16 protein-coding genes are annotated in these 19,667 nt (G+C 48.6%); all 16 read left to right on the top strand.

Annotation, left to right across the window (positions count from 1 at the left end; translation table 11 throughout):
• Positions 1-181 precede the first annotated feature (181 nt).
• The 16 genes from MPAL_RS04205 (at position 182) to MPAL_RS04270 (ending at position 19,647) form a co-directional block, all read left to right on the top strand.
• Entirely contained in the window at positions 182-1,750 is a 1,569-nt protein-coding gene (locus MPAL_RS04205; RefSeq protein WP_012617508.1) for an oligosaccharide flippase family protein, read from the top strand.
• A complete protein-coding gene (locus MPAL_RS16630) occupies positions 1,747-4,257 on the top strand; it encodes a Coenzyme F420 hydrogenase/dehydrogenase, beta subunit C-terminal domain (protein ID WP_012617509.1) in 2,511 nt (836 codons plus the stop codon). The genes MPAL_RS04205 and MPAL_RS16630 overlap by 4 nt, the downstream gene beginning before the upstream one ends.
• Positions 4,257-5,492: a polysaccharide pyruvyl transferase family protein gene (locus MPAL_RS04215; protein WP_012617510.1), complete on the top strand. Its 1,236-nt coding sequence runs from the start codon at positions 4,257-4,259 to the stop codon at positions 5,490-5,492. The genes MPAL_RS16630 and MPAL_RS04215 overlap by 1 nt, the downstream gene beginning before the upstream one ends.
• Position 5,493: 1 nt before the next feature.
• A complete protein-coding gene (locus MPAL_RS04220; RefSeq protein ID WP_012617511.1) occupies positions 5,494-6,459 on the top strand; it encodes a glycosyltransferase family 2 protein in 966 nt (321 codons plus the stop codon).
• 297 nt (positions 6,460-6,756) lie between these two features.
• Positions 6,757-7,800, top strand: coding sequence for a polysaccharide deacetylase family protein (locus tag MPAL_RS15000; RefSeq protein WP_236610426.1), 1,044 nt, complete (start codon positions 6,757-6,759; stop codon positions 7,798-7,800).
• On the top strand, positions 7,790-8,839 hold the full coding sequence (locus tag MPAL_RS04225; RefSeq protein WP_012617513.1) for a GNAT family N-acetyltransferase: 1,050 nt from the start codon (positions 7,790-7,792) through the stop codon (positions 8,837-8,839). The genes MPAL_RS15000 and MPAL_RS04225 overlap by 11 nt, the downstream gene beginning before the upstream one ends.
• A 416-nt stretch (positions 8,840-9,255) precedes the next feature.
• A complete protein-coding gene (locus MPAL_RS04230; RefSeq protein WP_236610427.1) occupies positions 9,256-10,470 on the top strand; it encodes a glycosyl hydrolase family 28-related protein in 1,215 nt (404 codons plus the stop codon).
• Positions 10,471-10,684: 214 nt separating this feature from the next.
• Positions 10,685-11,770 (top strand): DUF354 domain-containing protein, encoded by a 1,086-nt coding sequence (locus MPAL_RS04235; protein WP_012617515.1) that lies wholly within the window; start codon positions 10,685-10,687, stop codon positions 11,768-11,770.
• On the top strand, positions 11,767-12,396 hold the full coding sequence (locus MPAL_RS04240; RefSeq protein WP_012617516.1) for a PIG-L deacetylase family protein: 630 nt from the start codon (positions 11,767-11,769) through the stop codon (positions 12,394-12,396). Before MPAL_RS04235 ends, MPAL_RS04240 begins: the two co-directional genes overlap by 4 nt.
• The gene (locus tag MPAL_RS04245; RefSeq protein ID WP_012617517.1) at positions 12,384-13,439 is read left to right on the top strand and encodes an ATP-grasp domain-containing protein; all 1,056 of its coding nucleotides are present in this window, start codon (positions 12,384-12,386) and stop codon (positions 13,437-13,439) included. Before MPAL_RS04240 ends, MPAL_RS04245 begins: the two co-directional genes overlap by 13 nt.
• Positions 13,436-14,047: a PHP domain-containing protein gene (locus tag MPAL_RS04250; protein WP_012617518.1), complete on the top strand. Its 612-nt coding sequence runs from the start codon at positions 13,436-13,438 to the stop codon at positions 14,045-14,047. The genes MPAL_RS04245 and MPAL_RS04250 overlap by 4 nt, the downstream gene beginning before the upstream one ends.
• 105 nt (positions 14,048-14,152) lie before the next feature.
• On the top strand, positions 14,153-14,290 hold the full coding sequence (locus tag MPAL_RS16150) for a hypothetical protein (protein ID WP_158303624.1): 138 nt from the start codon (positions 14,153-14,155) through the stop codon (positions 14,288-14,290).
• Positions 14,291-14,327: 37 nt separating this feature from the next.
• Positions 14,328-16,178: an asparagine synthase (glutamine-hydrolyzing) gene (gene asnB, locus MPAL_RS04255; RefSeq protein WP_236610428.1), complete on the top strand. Its 1,851-nt coding sequence runs from the start codon at positions 14,328-14,330 to the stop codon at positions 16,176-16,178.
• Between the two features lie 29 nt (positions 16,179-16,207).
• Complete coding sequence (locus MPAL_RS04260) at positions 16,208-17,482, top strand: glycosyltransferase (protein ID WP_083766989.1); 1,275 nt, start codon at positions 16,208-16,210, stop codon at positions 17,480-17,482.
• Between the two features lie 101 nt (positions 17,483-17,583).
• The gene (locus MPAL_RS04265) at positions 17,584-18,756 is read left to right on the top strand and encodes a dockerin type I domain-containing protein (protein ID WP_012617521.1); all 1,173 of its coding nucleotides are present in this window, start codon (positions 17,584-17,586) and stop codon (positions 18,754-18,756) included.
• Positions 18,757-19,035: 279 nt separating this feature from the next.
• Positions 19,036-19,647 (top strand): 4Fe-4S dicluster domain-containing protein, encoded by a 612-nt coding sequence (locus MPAL_RS04270; protein WP_012617522.1) that lies wholly within the window; start codon positions 19,036-19,038, stop codon positions 19,645-19,647.
• The last annotated feature ends 20 nt before the right edge of the window (positions 19,648-19,667 follow it).

Genomic DNA, 19,667 nt, shown 5'->3' on the forward strand with positions numbered 1-19,667 from the left:
ATGATGGTGCTTGCGAAAGCGTGACCTTCCTCTATCGGGATGGGAATCTGCAGCACTACAGCAGAAGAACTTAATATGTGGTGTGCTATTACCATCCAATTATTTCAGAGATTCTGTCATCTGATTCAGGAGAGAACTCCGGATTGTATATAGAGGGAAACCCGACCAGCGATCTGATTCCATGGCCCTAAACTCGCCCCCCAAAAAAGATACTACCAACAGCCGTTTTGCCGCCCAACTCCCCCTGAACCTCGCGGCAAACATCGCCTACTTCCTAGTCAACGTTGTCATCGGGGTCCTCCTTGTACCATATTTCATCAGTACCCTCGGTGTTGCGGCCTATGGGCTCATCCCGCTGGCGACCTCGATCACCGGGTACGTGGCGATCGTGGTCCAGTCGCTCAACTCCGCCGTCACCCGGTTTCTCACCGTCGACCTTCAACGGGATGACTTTGCGGCAGCGAATCGAACATTCAATACCGCCCTCTTCGGCCTCTCTGCGATCATTCTCCTGATGGTTCCGGTCGTCCTCGTGGTAGCATGGTTTGTCCCGACGATCTTCAGCATCCCGGCCGGACAGGAGAACGACGCAGTCCTCCTCTTCCTTGGAGTATCGGCCGCTTTCATAATAAGGTCCTGGAGCGGGAACTTCACGGTTCAACTCTTCGCTTACAACCGCCTCGACCTTCAGAACCTTGTCAACCTCACTAATGTCCTTGTCCAGACCGGGTTTATCGTCCTCTTCTTCGTCCTCCTCGGTCCGAATCTCGCCTTCATCGGCGGGGCCTATCTGGCCGGAGCCATCATAGCATCTGGTGTTTCGATCGTCCTTGCCCGACGAGTCTCTCCAAATCTTTATGTCTCGATCCGCTCCTTTGATCGCAGAAGGGTTCGGGATCTCTGCGGGATGGGGTGGTGGTCGGTGGTCGACCAGATTGGTTCCCTTCTCTTTCTCCAGATCGACCTCATCGTCGTGAACCTTTTCTTTGGGGCGACATCTGCAGGGGAGTACGCGATCGCCCTTCAGTGGGTGGTGCTCCTGCGGGCGATCTCAGGTGTGCTCGCCGGGGTGCTGACCCCGATGTTCCTCACCTATTATGCGAAGGGGGAGATCGAGACCCTGATCCGGGTCTCGAAGAGTGCCGTCAAACTGATGGGGCTCGCCATGGCACTCCCGATAGGACTGGTATGCGGTTTTGCTCCGCAACTCCTCACGGTTTGGGTTGGTCCCGACCTGGTTTTCCTCGCTCCTCTCATGATCCTCCTGACGATGCATCTCGCTGTAAATCTTGCAGTACTCCCTCTCTTCTCGATAGAGGTTGCCTATAATCGGGTGCGGGTGCCGGGGATCGTAACCCTCTTTGGAGGAATCGGAAACTTCACCCTGGCGATCTCCCTCGCCCTGTTCACTGGTTGGGGGTACTATGGTGTTGCTGTTGCGGGTGCGATCGTGCTCACCCTGAAGAACACCCTCTTCACCCCCCTGTACTCGACCCGAATCCTCGGTGTTGGTGTTCACACCTTCACCCGATCGATGCTCCCCGGGATCGGCGCCGCCATCCTCCTCGGAGTTCTGGCTACTGTCCTGGGCACGCTCTTCTCCCTCACTGCTCTGATCCCCCTCACCATCGCTGGCGGGTCCCTCGCTCTGGGATACCTTCTCCTCGTATGGAGGTTCGGACTGTCATCATTTGAACGCGGGTTGTTTGGATCTTATCTCCCCGAGAACCTTCGGAGGTTTCTTCAATGAAATCCTCGGTTATTGCCACAGTGGTTGAGAACGGTCTCTGCATCGGCTGTGGTCTCTGTGCAGCCCTCTGTCCGACCGGATCGCTGACAATGCAATGGAACCTAAACGGCGAGTACAACCCGAAAGAGACGAAGCCGTGCACGATCGCGTGCGGCCTCTGCCTGAGGATCTGCCCCTTTGCCGATACGGGTGAAGACGAGGATTCGATTGGGAAAGGACTCTATGGGGGTGTGCCGGGGATCGACCACCGTCCGGAGACCGGCTACTACCTTGCCGTGTACAGGGGTTACTCGGAGCGGTATCGGCCGGCAAGTTCCTCGGGTGGGGTGGCAACCTGGATCCTGGACTCTCTGCTCGCTGCGGGTGTCGTCGACCATATCGTCTGTGTCGTTCCCACCGGTGACCCGGAGAGACTCTTCGCTTTTCAGGTCTTCGAGACTCGGGAGGACGTGCGCTCAGGCGCCGGCTCGGCATATTACCCGGTTGAACTGTCTGCAGTCGTCAGACATATCCTCGAAACACCGGGACGGTATGCCGTCACCGGCCTGCCCTGCTTCATCAAGGCGATCAGGCTCGCACAGCAGAGAAACGCAACGTTACGGGAGCGAGTCGTCGTCTGTGTCGGCCTCACCTGCGGGCAACTGAAGAGCAGGCACTTCACTGATTACATCGCCTCCCTTGCTGGGGTGACGGGGAAGGTGACGGGGGTGTGCTACCGGGGGAAGAGCCCGGACCAGCCGGCGAGTAATTATCACTATCGTTTCACCACCGCTGACAGGAATGAACGAAAGATATTCTGGAACGATGGGATTGCCGAGGCATGGACAAATCTCTGGTTCACTCCGAAGGCCTGCTGTTACTGTGACGATATCTTCGCCGAGTGTGCCGATGTGACCTGTATGGATGCCTGGTTGCCGGAGTATTCGAGGGATTATCGAGGGACAAATCTGGTGATTATACGGTCGCCCCTGCTCCAGGATCTCATCTCAAGGGGTATAATGGATGGAGAACTACAAGCAGATCCTGCTCATATTCAGGATGTCATCCGCAGTCAGGCTGGGGTTATAGAATTCAAGCGGCGCTCTCTGACATATCGATTGCATCTTGGTTTGAAGAGAGGGGAGAAGGTCCCGGGAAAGCGGGTTGGCCCCGAAAGACCGCCTCGTTTCATTCAGCGAGAGGTCGTTATGAAAGACCATGTGCGTGCGTCAGTTCAGAGCCTGTGGATAAAAAACCCGAGTGCAGAACACCTCAGAGAGAAGATGTGGTTGAGTATGAAACTGTTAGCATTCAGAAGCCGAATGATCAGGATAATAACATTGCCGATGAGAGGAACGAGACATATTTATCGTACGAAAATCCCGGGAATTTTAAAGAAAAATTCCATTAATGATTCTTATATACAATCCCCCTCCCATGCGACGATACTTCAAAACGCCCGCGAATCTTTGAATATCCCGACATATGATGGATCAAATCAGATGGTTCATCCCTCGGTCATAGATTTTCTTGCAGAGCACGGTCTCCCTCAGTGGGGAGGTTTCCGCTTCTGGATGGTGATCACACCGTATCCCTATGGTAATGATGCCTCCGAGAATCCATCCATCTATACCAGTAACGATGGAATAAACTGGTTTGTACCACCCCGTATCAACAACCCGATTGATTATGCACCCGGAGGATGGGATCAGGGGTTCAATAACGATCCGGATATGGTGTATGATCCCGACCAGGATGAGATTCGTGTCTATTTCAGATTTGCATCCACCGATCACCTGAACGTGAAACTCGTCAGAATATCGAATGATCACGGTGTCAGTGAACCAATTACGGTGATATCCCAATCTCCATGGACTCAATCGGATAATACCCACCGTTCGCTCTGTATCTGGAGGGAATCATCCCGTCGATGGCATATGTGGGGTGGGGGAGGAACAAAAACTCCGCCATACAATCTCTTCTATCGGTTCAGCGAGGACGGGATTCATTGGGAATCCCCCATCATCTGTCTGAATGATGAAGGGAATGATCCCTTTCAGGCTCTGGGTTACTCAAGCTGGCATATCTCCTGTAAACCCAATTATTGTGAAGATCGGATAGAATTTTTAAGTTATGCAACACCGGTTTCATCAGAAGGTAAAGGAGTCCTTCTCTATGCCGAATGCTCTATGGGGAGTCCAACGCTTTTTCGAACTCCGATTGTTCAACCTATCCTACGCCCCTCGGAGTATGGTTGGGACAACGGCACCCTCTATCGGTGCAGTTTTTGCATAACCAACACGGGGGGTTGTTATTATTACCGAATCTGGTATTCTGCAGAATCCCATAACAATATCTGGAAACTGGGGTATACCGGGGGGTATATTGGAACTGAATACAATAATGACCAGAAATCACCGGTTCATGAAAAGAATGGAGAACCAACGTCTTGTCATGGGAGATTCCGTGATTCCATCCAGGATCTGCATTGTTCTTTTCATTCGAGGGACACGGGAGGTGATTTCTGATGGATGAAGAAAGACCATTATTTCTTCTTGCAGGGAATGGCCCCTATGCAAACCGTGGGTGCGAAGCGATCGTCCGGGGAACGACGAAGATCCTTCGGGAGCAGTTCAAGGATCCCCGTTTCATCTGCTTCAGTCACTTCCAGTCTGAAGAGCAATATCAAGAACAGTCTCTTTTGGAGACCGACGGGGCGATCGTCCACCTCGCCTCCAGTCTGCTCAATAAAAGATGGGTGATCCAGAATTTCTGGAAACCAGAGACCTGGCGCAGGGTCTTACACTACTCTCTTGACCGTGATGCCTTCTCCTATGCCGACATGCTCCCGCATCTAGGTGAAGCGACTGCCGTCCTCTCTGTTGGAGGGGATAACTATTCTCTTGACTATGGAATGCCGGCCCGCTTCGTCGCCCTCGACGATCTTGTGCTTGCGCATGAACGGGTTCTGGCGATCTGGGGGGCTTCAGTCGGCCCGTTTGGTGCAATGCCTGACTATGAACGATATATGGGCGACCATCTCAGGAGGATCCCTGGCATCTTTGCTCGTGAGTCGGCCACCATCGAATACCTGAAGAGCATCGGAGTTAAGGAGAATGTGTATCCTGTTGCAGACCCGGCATTTCTCATGGATCCGGTGCGGCCGGAGGAGGAGATGCCCATCGAGGAGGGTGCGATCGGTCTCAACCTCAGTCCATTGATGGCGAAGTTCGTCACTGGTGGCGATCTGGAACGGTGGAGAGTGATGGCGGGAGCGATCATTGCGGAAGTGGCAGGAAGAACGGAGAGACCAGTCTATCTGATCCCTCATGTGGTAAATCTTGATTCAAATGATTATTCTTTTATGCAAAGCGCACTATCCGAGATTCCGGGGGAAAAAAAGAATATTACCCTGGTCCCTCCCCGATACACTGCCGCTGAGACGAAGTGGGTCATCAGTCAGATGACACTCTTTGCCGGGTCACGGACGCATTCAACGATCGCCGCCCTCTCGTCGGGTGTGCCGGCCCTGAGCTTTGCGTACAGCATCAAGGCTCAGGGGATCAACAGGGATCTCTTTGGTCATAATGACTACTGTGTGGATCCCCATGATCTCGATGTGGAGAGAACTACCGATCGGATCGTGTCGATGCTGGATGAAGAGGCTTCGATCCGGATGGAATTGCGAGAGCGTATTCCTGGTGTTCAGAAGCTGGCACGAGATGCTGGAATAGGGCTGAAACGACTGATCGGAGAGGAGTGATATGCCAGATATACCCACTGTCTCGGTTGTCATCCCCCTCTATAACAAAGAGCCTTATATCGCCCGTGCACTGAACTCGGTCCTTGCCCAGACCGTTCAGGACTTTGAAGTGCTCGTCGTCGACGATGGCTCCACCGACGGCGGGGTGAAGGTCGTCAGAGGGATGAGGGATCCGCGGATCCAGCTGGTTCAACAGGAGAACTGTGGGGTTTCTGCTGCGAGGAATAGGGGAATTGAGGAGTCGAGGGCGGCGTTGATCGCATTCCTGGATGCGGATGATGAGTGGCTGCCTGCCTTTATCGAGACAATTGTGCGGTTACAGGCATTGTATCCTGATGCCGGCCTCTTTGGGACAGCATATGAGGTCGATTTTCCTGGTTCTATGGTGCCGAGGATCTATAGGAAAAGCCTGGGAGATAGGCTGCTTTCATCATATTTTGGTGCACTCGTACAGTTTGGATCCATGATCTTCAATTCATCTTCGTTTGCTGCTCCAAAGGATGTTCTTATGGATGTGGGGGGCTTCCCCTCTGGTGTACGATGGAATGAAGATGGTACGCTGTGGGGGAAGATTGCACTTCACTATCCTGTCGCCTATAGCCCCGATGTTTGTTCTATTTACCACCAGTACTCAGCAAACAACTCTTCTGGAATTACAGAATATCTGAAGAATCCATTTCTTCAGTATATTTCCACCATTCCCCCTGAAAAAATGATGAATCGTGACGATGCAGGAGACCTCATGGAGTACAGCGATCTCTGTCGACTTGCAACCATTTCATACAATATCAACTCCGGTTATGGGAAAAGAGCAAGGGCGGAGTTATTATCGGTGACATCCCCTCGCTATACCTGGAAAAAGTACAAACTTCGGGCTATTTCGTATCTTCCCCCCCCAATAATGGGAATGATACGTAACCATGCAAAAACCCTGTCGTACCTGAAGAGAAAAATAATTCACACGTGATTTTAAAGACAACGTCATGAGTAGTTGATGGTTGTTTGGACACGACTTCCTCTCAAAAACAAACCGTCTTTCTGCTCGATCAGTGGCATCGGTCAATATGGGATTCCCCCATGGTAGCGGGTCAATAACAATTCTTTGAAACCCGACAGGTTCACCTGGAGACGATCGATATCCCTCTGGTGTGCGCCAGTTCTGGGGATGTCACTTTTTATTAAAGGACAATTCCTGTAAAATTGGGAATTTTTAAATATTAATACGTATATTTCCCTCCACTCCAACATATCTTCATCCGAGGATATGATCTCAAATGAAAATGAGGTCGGTGCACAGGGATCTTCTCGGACGAGAAATCTGCCTGGAAGAGAGTATGGATCTCTAATCTCCCTGAACGATCGGCCTCTTGAGGACTGGTTCATCATGAATAAAAGGAATGCAAGTCTTTCGGTAACTGTTGATATTGAGGATTGGTATCATATTCCTTCAGTCTGTGGCTCCTCATTTTCTACCTATCCAGATGTAGATGGTTTTTTTAAGCACTGGCATGGGCGCTATGATTACTTGACAGAACCAACCATGCGGGTCTTGACCCTCCTTGACCGCTATCATATCACGGCAACCTTTTTTGTCGTGGCTGATGTTGTTGAACATTATCCTGGATTGGTTGAATCAATTGTCGATCAGGGACATGAAATTGCCTGTCATGGATTACATCACGAATGCAAGATAGATTCTGTAACAAAAAAACCTCGTTTTGGAAGGGACGATTTTGAGGAGAGAACCAGAAAAGCAAAGCGAATTCTGGAGAAAGTATCTGGCGAGAGGGTGGTTGGTTACCGGGCTCCGAATGCACTCATCGGTGGATGGATGCTCGATTCCTTGGAGAAAATAGGTTTTCTTTATGATTCATCAGTATGCGTCAATTCATTTTACAATAAGACTGATTCTATGTTGAACGGTGTATCCACAGATCCATACCATCCGAAAATTCATGGTTTGGAATCGACCATAAATTCTGATAGATCTTTTATTGAATTTCCATGGGCACATTTAGATATTGGAATGAAAATTCCCACATCCGGTGGACCTATGTTGAGATTTTTGGGTGCACACATTATTCAAAAAGGGATTCATCAGAGTTTAAGCCGTGGTCATACTGTATTTTATTTTCATCCCATCGATCTTTCCCATGAAACATTTCCAAAAGTTGGCAATAAAAGGCGATTTTACTGGATTATTAAAGGGAGCGTTGTTGAAGATCGAGTGAAACAAATACTGGATGGCAATAGTAGCGTACAATATACTTGTTTAAGAGATTATGTGGAGGACGGATATGGATTATAATCTATCGTATGTTTCAGATAACCATTGTCAAAAATGGGATGATTTTCTTCAAAAAAATGATGATAGCAATGTATTTCAGCAATTCGGATGGAAAGAAATTATTCGGAAGGTTTATGGTCCTAAACCCTATTATCTGGTAGCAGAGGATGAGTCTGGCACAATCTGTGGAAGTCTGCCCTTATTCCTTGTAACCGGTCTTCTCTTTAAGAAAAAATTAATATCCGTCCCTTATGTACCTTATGGTGGAATCTGTTGTACTGATGATACGGTACGAGAAAAATTGCTCCTTGAAACGCTCTTATTAGTTGAAAAATTGAAGATTGATAACCTTGAGATCCGATCCGATCATTGTCAAATCTCTCCTTTTGATGACATCAACTCCCCCCTGTCGATGTATACCAATTATTCAACTTTTTTTCTGGACCTGTCAAAAAGTGTAGATCAGGCCTGGGCGGATATTGGTAAGAATAAAAGGAATAGGGTTAGAAAAGGAGAAAGCCTGGGGCTTAAATATGAAATATGTAATGGAGATAATGATTCGATCGATGAATTTTACGAAGTGTACTCTGTGAACATGAGAAGATTGGGCACCCCTGTGCATGATAAACGATTCTTCAGGGCAATCTCCAGTACGTTTAAAGATACAATGTATGTAGCGAACGTGTTATTTCATAACGATGTCATTTGTTCTCAGATTCTATTGGGGTATAAGGATATCTTAATCTCTGGGTGGGGTTCGTCATTACCTGAGTGCCGGAAATTTTCTCCAACCAATCTCTTGGACTGGAACTCGATAAACTTTGGGCATGAAAATGGCTACAACTGGTTGGATTTTGGGAGAAGCCCGGTTAATTCTGGAAATTATAATTATAAAATGAGATGGGGTGCTCGGGAAGTTCCATTACATTATTACTACCTGAAAAAAAAGGGATATATCTCAAATCAAAATAAATATTCACATCTATCGAGATACTGGAGTAAAATTCCCCTGTCGGTTACAAAGATTGTTGGACCTCTGATAAGAGGAAAAATTGAATGAGGTGATAACTGGGCATCATGACCCTCCTTCACCAATCTGTCATTTCCAATTGGTATACCTTATTTTTGATTATCGGCTCACTTCGTTTTGCTCCTTATCACTGTTTCTGGCACCGCCTTCCTCTGTGAAATAGATATATATACATATTTTGAGTTCATCTCACTACTCATCCTACGCTTCTCATATCGGTGGAGTGCAGTAGTACTCAATGATATGAGGGCTGCGGAATACTATGAGTTTGGGACGGCCTCAATGACTGCTGTTAGGTGGTTCTGATGGATGGGCATAGTAGATCCATTATACTTGTTGCCGTTATGTTCATTCTGATTGCTGTTGGGTTCTCTACTGTATCAGTTATTATTGATGTGCCTCAATTTCTGTCAGAACATATCGAAAATGTCGATAATCCGATCACGATGGGTTCTCTATTTACCACTGTTGAGGCGGTGACAAAAGCGAATACTGCATATACCATGGGGAATACCCGCCTTGCCCAGATGCAACAGGCCTATCAGGCATGGGCCGTTCCCTCTCGACCGGATCTCGTTAAGATTGCCACCAATGTCAGGTCATCCGGGCTGAAGGGGGATGGTGTCACCGACGATACTGCCGCCCTTCAATCGCTCCTTACGAAACTCCCATCTGGTTCGACGATCTACTTCCCTCCCGGTCAGTACCGGATCGATGGACCGATCCGCATCAATAAACCAGTAACTCTGTTCGGGGAGTCGGGAACCGTATTCGACTGTCAAAGAGCGACACAGTATGTCTTCACCCTGAATGCCAAAGGCTCGTCCGCGTCGAGGTTGAAGGGCGTGACCATCACCGGGATCGTCTTTGAAGGCCCCGGGATTGAAACCGATCCGGCGATGATTGATGCCTATTATCTCCAGACCTTCCATGTATCCTATGTAAAGTTCCATAATATCGGGTATGCAGCAATTCGCGTGAACACCTGCACTGATGTCACGATTGAGGAGTCAATCTTCGATAACGTCTTTCAGTCCGGACTGGGATATGGGGTCAGTATCACCGACCACAGCGATCGGATATACATCCATGACAACTTCTTTGTCACCAAAGGAAGGCATAGCATCACAACCGGAACCAGTAACACAAACCTGCCTGAGGCAGAGTATGTGCAGAGTGTCACGGTCGAAAACAATTATTTTGAAAATACAACCGAACAGGCGGTCGATGCACATAAACCAACCGCTGGACCCTATATCGTCAAGGGCAATGTCATGAACAACTGTGCCCAGGGAGTCGACCTCGGGAATGGTTCAGCGGAGATCACCGATAATGTGATGATCAACTGTAAGAGTGGAATCGTTTTAACCAATATGAACGTTGATCCGGATAATCTGGGGCCTAAAGTGGATCGGATTGTGGACAATACGATGATCAATATCCTCTATGAGGCCATAGATGTCGACCGAACCAATATCCTGATTCAGGGAAATATTGCGAAAGGTACGAAGAGCGGGTCTGGAATAATAATCGCGGAGTACTCCCCCGACTCCTGTAAAATTGTTGGAAATATATTGGATGATTTTAATCGTGGGATCCAGATCGGTATTCCCGGTCCAGGGATTTCATTGGAAAATAACGCTGAAATTTCAACTCAGTAGCAACCCTCGGTGTTCCAAAATGGTATAATCAAAAAACCTCGTTCTTGAGGGTATATTTTTAAATTAATTATAAATATTCGAACCGATATGTTACCATAACCATGATATGATATTCTTTGGACTTATGAGTAAACCTTAAAAAAACGTACCTGATCGTTTAAGGAATTGACATTTGATCTGAAGATACAAATGCATGATAGTGAAGGTGTGATGAATGAATATTTTGATAAATATCGGCCATCCAGCGCATGTCCATTTTTTCAAATATTTCCTCTGGGAAATGCAGAAGAAGGGACATAACTTGGTGGTATATGCTGTTAACAAAGACGTCTCATTGGACCTTCTGAAGAATTATCATATCGGCTATGAGCTCTATGGAGACATCAGTTCAAATTTTTTTGGTCAAATCCTTGAGATTATCAAAGGGGATTACAAAACCTACAATATGCAAAAAAAATATGATATTGATATTATGATTGGGATTGCAGATGCATTCGGAGCTCATATCTCAAAGATTACGCATGCAAAATCCATTGTCTTTACCGATACCGAGCATGCCACATTGATAAATGCAATTACGTTTCCGTTTGCAGATGTTATCTGTACTCCAGCCTCCTATAAAAAAAACCTTGGTAGAAAGCAGATCCGATATAATGGATATCATGAACTGGCCTATCTTCATCCACATTACTTCATACCCGACCCGTCTGTCCTCACAGAACTCGGCCTCACTGAGGACGATCCGTTCATCATCGTCCGCTTCGTCTCCTGGAAAGCGAGTCACGACGTCGGCCAGCACGGTGTTCGAGACCGGGTTGGACTGGTGAAGGCACTGGAGAAGTATGGCCGGGTGCTCATCACTTCAGAGGGTGTGTTGCCTGATGAACTGAAGCCTTACCAGATCTCGGTCCTGCCGGAGAAGTTGCATGACCTGCTGTACTATGCTACGTTGTACGTGGGAGAGGGTGGGACGACGGCGTCGGAGGCTGCAACGTTGGGAACCCATGCCATTCACATCTCTACAACCGGAAAGTATTGTGGAATATTCTCCGATTTAAACAGGTATGGATTGCTCTGGACATCGGAGAGCGATGAGGATACGATTGAAAAAGCGATTGAACTCCTTCAAGACCCAGATCTCAAGGATCTGGGGCAGAAGAAACGGAACCGTCTGGTTGATGAGAAGATCGATGTGACAGCCTTCATGGTCTGGTTTGTCGATCATTATCCCGAAAGTGCAGGGATCATGAAAGGAAAGACCGATTTTCCGAATGATGATGCATCGAGAAGGCTATTATGAAGATCTTAGTTCTGTCTCCTCATACTGATGACGCTGAGCTTGGTTGCGGTGGTACGATTGTCAAACTCTTAAATGGTGAAAATGAGATCTATTGGGTTGTTTTTTCGACTGCTGAGGACTCCTTACCCGATGGACTTCCTAAGGATACCCTGAAAAGAGAATATCGTACCGTGACCCGGGACCTCGCACTCAGAGAGGAGAACTGCAAAGTTTTTGATTTCAAGGTACGGAACCTCCATCAATATCGTCAGGAGATACTTGATGATCTGGTCAGGATCCGGAATCAGTTTAATCCAGATATCGTCATCGGCCCATCATTGAACGATCTCCATCAGGATCATCAGGTCGTTGCACATGAGATGGTCAGAGCCTTCAAGACCACGTCGAGCATCATCTGTTACGAACTGCCCTGGAATCATGTCACCTTTAATACACAGTTTTTTTGCAGGTTGAGTACCGATCAGATCGAGAGAAAGTGCGAGATTCTGAGGAACTACCAATCCCAACTTCTTAAGGGGAGGCAGTATTTTTCAAAGGAATTCATCTTCGGCCTGGCAAAGACACGAGGAATTCAATGTAATGCAGAATACGCTGAGGCTTTTGAGGTTGTACGATGGATGCTTTAACAGTTCTTGTTACCGGTGCCGGGGCTCCTGGAATAAAAGGTACGCTCTATTCTCTAAGAGAAAATTTTGACCAGAGAACCATTCGGACGATCGGAACGGATATCAAACCGGAGGTTATTGGAACATATCTGTGCGACAGATATTATCGCATTTCAAGACCTTCACAAGCGGATTATCTGGACCAGTTGCTCTCAATCTGTGAAGATGAGGAAGTCGATGTAGTATTACCTCAAAACACTCTTGAATTGTCTGTTCTGGCCGAGAATAGATCTTCATTTTCCAGTATCGGGACGTCTATTGCCGTTTCAGATGCTTCTGCAATCTCTATCGCCAACGACAAATTTAAACTCATGAAACTGGCCGAGCGGATCGGTATCCCCGCTCCGAAATGTTCTCTTGTGGATACTTTTGATAGCCTGAAAAGATCTGCCGAAGCGTTGGGCTGGCCTGAAAAACTGGTCGTTGTTAAACCGCCGCTCTCCAATGGTTCGAGAGGGGTACGCATCATCGATGAATCCCTTGATCTCAAAAAGTTGTTCTATTCAGATAAACCGACGTCTCTTTTTTTGAAGATGAATAATCTCTATGACATATTAGGGTCAAGTTTCCCACCATTATTGGTTATGGAATATTTACCCAATGCAGAGTACACCGTCGATATCTTGAAAGCTCGGAAGTATACGATCGCTCCACGGAGGCGAGATATCATTCAGTCGGGCATCACGTTCCAGAGTACACTTGAGTATCATGAAGAACTGATCGACTACTCGCAGCGACTCAGTGAAGCCGCTGGATTGGAGTTTGCGTTTGGTTTCCAGTTCAAGATGGATGAGCATAACATCCCCAAATTGTTGGAATCCAATCCCCGTGTCCAGGGCACGATGGTTCTTTCAACATTTGCAGGTGCCAATATCATCTATGCTGCTGTAAAACATGCGTTGGATGAAGATGTTCCTGATTTTCAGATCCAGTGGGGGACAAAGATCATCCGATACTGGGGAGGTGCGGGGATTCAGAACGGAGATGCTATGGCATTCTTATGAAGGCCTGGAGAAAATATTCCCCCTATCTGTTGTCTGGGGAATGGCACATTCATACGAGTTATACCGATGGCCATAACTCTGTCGACGAGTATTGCAGGAGAGCAGGGGAACTGGGAATCCCTCTTGTTGCGTTCACCGAACATGTACGCAGAGACCTGAACTATGATTTTCATGCATTTCTCGATGCTGTTGATCGGGCACGGGATGAGTACGATCTGATCATCCTCTCTGGATGTGAAGCGAAGGTTCTCCCCGGTGGGACACTTGATGTCGACCATGATCTCCTGATCCAGGTCGATTATCCGATATTTGCTTTTCATTCATTTCCAAAAGATTTCGACCTCTACCTCGATGCACTTTACGCAGTCCTGAGCAATCCCTATGTAAATGCCTGGGCGCATCCAGGTTTATTTCTCAGAAAAACAGGATTTCAGATGCCTGAAGATGAATTGGATACAATCTTTCAGAAGCTCAAAGATAATGATGTCCTGATGGAATTGAATAAAAAATATACCCTTCCTCCGGCTGAATGGATCAATTCTGGTAAGAACTATCCATTGAATTTTGTCAGAGGCAGTGATTGTCACAGGGTTGAGGAGATTGGATGAGGGAGCATCAAATATGTGCAGCGTCGTGTACTGAGCACCCTCATTCTTTGGTCTTCTCTGGAGGTTGGGTGGAAGGAACGTTTCAGAGCCTCGCCGGTGGTTGTGATGGGGAAGGATCTGTCTGATGAAATGAAGATATCGCTCTCTCACGGATGGGGAAAACCAGAGACTATATTAATTGTAATGCTTCTAATGAACAACATCCTGGCAGGAAACGTATGGAGATATCATGTGCGGTATTAATGGGTTTTCATGGGAGGATTTCAGTTTAATAACTGAAATGAATCAGATAACGAAATATAGAGGACCGGACGACCAGGGGGTGTACTGTGACCACTCGGTCTCATTGGGACATGCACGACTTTCGATCATCGATCTCTCCGAACATGGTCATCAACCCATGTCCAATGAAGATCAGTCTGTATGGCTGGTCTACAACGGTGAGATCTATAATTTTCAATCGTTACGTGCTGACCTCATCGAAAAAGGCCATCTTTTTAAGAGTAATACCGATACTGAAGTGATAATCCATGCCTATGAGGAGTACGGACTCGATTGTGTAAAAAAGTTCAATGGCATGTGGGCCTTTTCCCTCTTCGATCTGAAAAACAATACGATTGTTCTTGGTCGCGATCAATTTGGTATCAAACCACTTTATTACTATGCTGACGATGGGAAGATCATCTTCTCATCCATGATATCGGCACTCCTCTGTCATACCATTCAGGTCTCTCCTCATGAACGTGCAATAATGGAGTATCTTGCGCACAATTTGGAAGACCATACCGATTATACCTTCTTCACCGGTGTAAACAAAGTTCCTCAGGATTCATTATTAATCTACGATCTCTCAAAGAAACAATATCGTTTACATAAGTGGTACTCTCCTGCTAAGAGGAAAGAAGCAGATATTCAGACAATTCGTGAGTCCTTCGTCGAGAGCATACGATTGCGAACGATCGCTGATGTACCGATAGGAAGCTGCTTGAGTGGGGGCATCGATTCCTCTGCGATTGTCAGTATACTCAACACGTTGCTATCTGATCGATTCAATACCTTCTCCCTTGTCGTTCCTGGCTTTTCACTTGATGAGAGCAAGTATATCCTCGAGGTGGGAAAGAATAACAACGTTCAACAATACTTTACACAGATATCCGAAGATAATTTTTTAAAGGAGTTTCGGGACTTTGTTCTTTCCCAGGAAGAGCCGGTGACCGGCTTGAGTCCCTATGCACAGTACTCTGTTATGAAACTCGCTCATCAGCACAAAGCAAAAGTATTGCTCGATGGTCAGGGTGGAGATGAAATTTTTGCAGGCTACAGTTATTATTTTGCTTACTATTTCTATGAATTATTACGTGGAGGAAATTTTTTAACCCTTGGACGAGAGATGCGAAAATACCGAAAAAATTTTAAGGATCTCTATTCCCTCAAGATGTTCGGATTCCTGCTGCTCCCCGAATTTCTCAAATATCGATTCTGGAAGATAATTACGCCATCCTGGATCAATCATGAGTATTTGATGGAGAAATGTGATGGAGAGATGGACCCCCGATGGCGAAGGATGACACTTCCTGAGGGTCTTTCTCTCACCCTCTACTCGACGGCGATTCCCCATCTCTTACGATGGGAGGACAAAAATTCGATGCGATGGAGTATAGAGAGCCGACCGCCATTTCTTGATGTCAACCTGGTTGAGGCTGCCATGTCCCTCCCTTCGGATAAAAAGATTGCACATGGACGAACCAAGGTGATCTTTGTAGATGCAGTCAAAGACTGCCTCCCCGCGATGATCAGGGATCGAACTGATAAGGTTGGGTTTGCCGCTCCGACCGATGAATTTTTCAGAAAGGAGGAGATCATTGATTTTTGTAAAGGAATTATCTACTCGGATAGTTTCAAGAGCCGGCCGTACTGGAACTGGGAGGAGGTTGAGAACCACTATACCCGGCATCTTCAGGGTACGATCAACATCGGTGATACCATCTGGAAATGGATCAATCTTGAGATCTGGCTGCGAGAGTTCTTCTCTGAACCTGCTCAAAAAACCGGTGATATCATCTCAAACGGAAGCGTCGAAGCACAGCCCGGGATGCCGGTTGGGGTCATCCCGGCGAAGAGCAGTCTCTGATCGGGGCTTTTCGGTGGTGATCGTGAACAATGGTGAACAGGGTTGATGATGAAGGGGAACTGTCCTGGGGGCGCTCGAAGGTGGAGCACCCAGGGGGTCGTCTGGATGATCCCCTCTTGACTGACGGGATAAAAGATAAAAATTTGTTCGTGATCTGCCATTCCTATAACTATTTCCAGAAGGATCCCTTCGATCTGATCGCTCCGCATGTTGCATCGATATACGTATCCGTGAGGACAAATCCATTTGCGGAGATCGGGAAACACCTTCCTATCTTAAGGAATGAGATTTTTTCCTCGGTTGATAAAATCGATCGGACCAATACCCCGGAGAATACACACGTCTATTCCACTCCCATCTGGTACCTTCCGACGGACAGGGGATACAAAAACCTGGGTCAGAAACAGTATAATCGGGTTACGTCACTGATACAGAAGAAGGAGATAATCTACGATCTCATCCACTGTCATTTCGTCTGGTCTGCAGGCTATGCCGGCGCTCGACTCAAGGAGGAGTTTGGCGGTCCCTTCGTGGTCACCGCACATGGCTACGATATTTACTCACTCCCGTTCATGGATGACGAATGGCGTGAGAAGATCGAGTACGTGCTGAACACTGCCGATCATATCATCACGGTCAGTCAGAGCAACCTCGCGTGTATCAATAGATTGAACGTCTCCACACCGGTTTCTGTCATACCGAACGGCTTTCGAAGTGATATCTTCTATCCACGCGATGCCGTTTCGTGCAGAACTCTCCTCAATCTCCCCCACGACAGGAAGATTGTCCTGACCGTGGGGTATTTTGACCCGATAAAGGGTCATACCTATTTGATCGAAGCCGCCCGAGAGATTATTTCAAAGCGAAAGGACGTTCTCTTCGTAATTGTCGGTCTCGGAAAGCTCCAGACGACCCTTGAGGATCAGATTCGATCCCTTGGGCTTGAAGATCACTTCCTGTTTGCAGGGGGCAAGCCTCACAGCGAGATTCCCCTCTGGATGAACGCATCCGATATCTTTGTCCTGCCGAGCCTCAATGAAGGCAATCCTACTGTCATGTTTGAGGCTCTCGGTTGTGGGTTACCGTTTGTGGGGACGAGGGTCGGCGGGGTGCCGGAGATCATCACATCTGAGACCTGTGGTCTGCTGGTTGAGCCTGCCGACCCGAAGGGTCTGGCGGAGAAGATTCTGCTGGCGTTGGAGAAGGAATGGGACCGGGAGGCGATCCTCGCCTATGCTGATCAGTTTGCCTGGGAGAGTATTGCAGAGCGGATCATCGGTGTATACAACCAGGTCCTGGAATGAACCGGTAACATCATCCTGGCTACTTCAGGTGTGGGAGAGGGACTTGGACCTGAGAAGGTCTTAATAGATTGAGATCCTCAAGGTCCTCAGGGTGGTTTTGAATGGGGCATGTATTCAGTACGACCTGTGTCCTGGTGCTGGTGTGCTGCGGCGTTCTGGTCGCGGCGGTATCTGGGGAGTATGTGTACTCGGCTCAGTGGGGTAGTTCCGGTGCCGGGATCGGGCAGTTTGATCATCCTGGTGGCGTTGCCGTCGACAGTGCCGGCAATGTCTACGTGGCGGACACTGAGAACGATCGGATCCAGAAGTTCACCTCCTCAGGCACGTTCGTAACAGTGTGGGGGAGTTCTGGCACCGGGATCGGACAGTTCGCCCATCCGGACGGAGTCGCCGTCGATGGTGCCGGCGCTGTCTACGTGGCGGACACTGAGAACGATCGGATCCAGAAGTTCACCTCCTCTGGTTCCTTCCTTGGAGGATGGGGTAGTTCCGGCTCGGGGGCTGGGCAGTTCAACGCTCCGACCAGCCTCGCTGTCGATGGTGTGGGAAGTATCTATGTTGTCGATTCGTGGAACGATCGGGTCCAGAAGTTCACCTCTTCCGGTTCCTTTCTCGCAGCGTGGGGGAGTCACGGGTCCGGGGTTGGAGAATTCGACGAGCCCTTTGGCATCGCGGTCGATGGAACCGGCAATGTCTACGTAGCCGATACGTATAACAACCGGGTTCAGAAATTCACGTCCGCTGGCCTCTTCGTCTCCACCTGGGGCACCTCCGGCACCGGGACCGGACAGTTCAACTGGCCCTGGGGTGTCGCTGTTGACAGTGCCGGCGCCGTCTATGTGACTGATGTGTGGAATAACCGGATCCAGAAGTTCACGTCTGCCGGTCTCTTTGTCTCCACCTGGGGCACCTCCGGCACCGGGCCCGGACAGTTCACCTGGCCGTATGGCATCACGATCGATGGGGTCGGCCAGGTCTATGTGACCGATGAATGGAACAATCGGATCGAAGTTTTTGTTTCATCTGGAGAACCGACCCCGACGCCGGTCCTGGTCACGGTCATCCCAGGTGGTGTGGGGGTCCCGACCAGTCCCGATAATGACGGGCTCTTCTGGGATCTGAACGGGGACCAGAGGGTCGATTTCAATGATGTGGTGCTGTACTTCAACCAGATGGATTGGGTCGCGGATAATGAACCCATCAAAGCGTTTGACTTCAATAAAAACGGTGTAATCAACTTTGATGATATCGTTCTCCTCTTCAATCGTCTGTAGAGCGTGATCCCTTACTACTCTCTTCTCTTTTTTTGGTATTTTTTGGTATCAGAGTATGAGGCTGCCGATATCGGCCGATCAACGCGCAGAGAGTTTTCGGGTTGGTTCATCTGTCCTCTCTCCATTTTTGATCTTGTGGCCGGCAAATTCCATTCTGGATGAAAAAAACGGTTTATTCCAGCAAAAGCGGTATATACGAATATTGCTGATGGAGTTACTATTCAGAGATCTCGTGGAGTTATGGTCGTCCACTGGATGGGGAGATGGAGGCGGGAGTTAATGAAGACTGTTTTTGTACGGGCTGAGCGCTGTATCGGCTGCAGGCACTGCGAGGTGGCCTGTGCCGTTGAGCACTCTGCGAGCAGAGAACTGTTTGGCGCACGGAACGAGGAGCCGATCTCAAGACCACGCGTTCATGTTGAGGTTGTTGACTACCTGACCTTCCCGAACCGGTGCCGGCACTGCGACCCGGCCCCGTGTATGCAGGTCTGCCCGACCGAGGCCCTGTACCGGGACCTGTCGACCGGTTCGGTCGCGATCCACTACAATCGGTGCATCGACTGTGCCGTCTGTGCGATGGCCTGTCCGTTCGGGGTGATCCGGTTCCAGCGGGTGCGGCAGGTGGACCTTCCCCGCGACGTGAATGCAAAGTGTGACAACTGTATCGACCGGCAGCAGAACGGTGTGATTCCTGCCTGCGCCGAGGCCTGCAAGACCGGGGCGCTGGAGTTCGGAGAGGTCAACGACCTGATCGAAAAGAGCAGCCATGACTTCTCGATGAAACTTCTTCTCTCCCGGGAACCGGCCAGGGAACCGGTTGGCGAGGTTCCCTCGATGCCCGAGAACATCCGGGCGTTCCGGGAGATCATGGGAACACTGGCGGATTTATAATTCCGGAGAGCGTGGAGGGT

This window comes from Methanosphaerula palustris E1-9c (assembly GCF_000021965.1).
GTDB classification, from domain to species: Archaea; Halobacteriota; Methanomicrobia; order Methanomicrobiales; family Methanospirillaceae; genus Methanosphaerula; species Methanosphaerula palustris.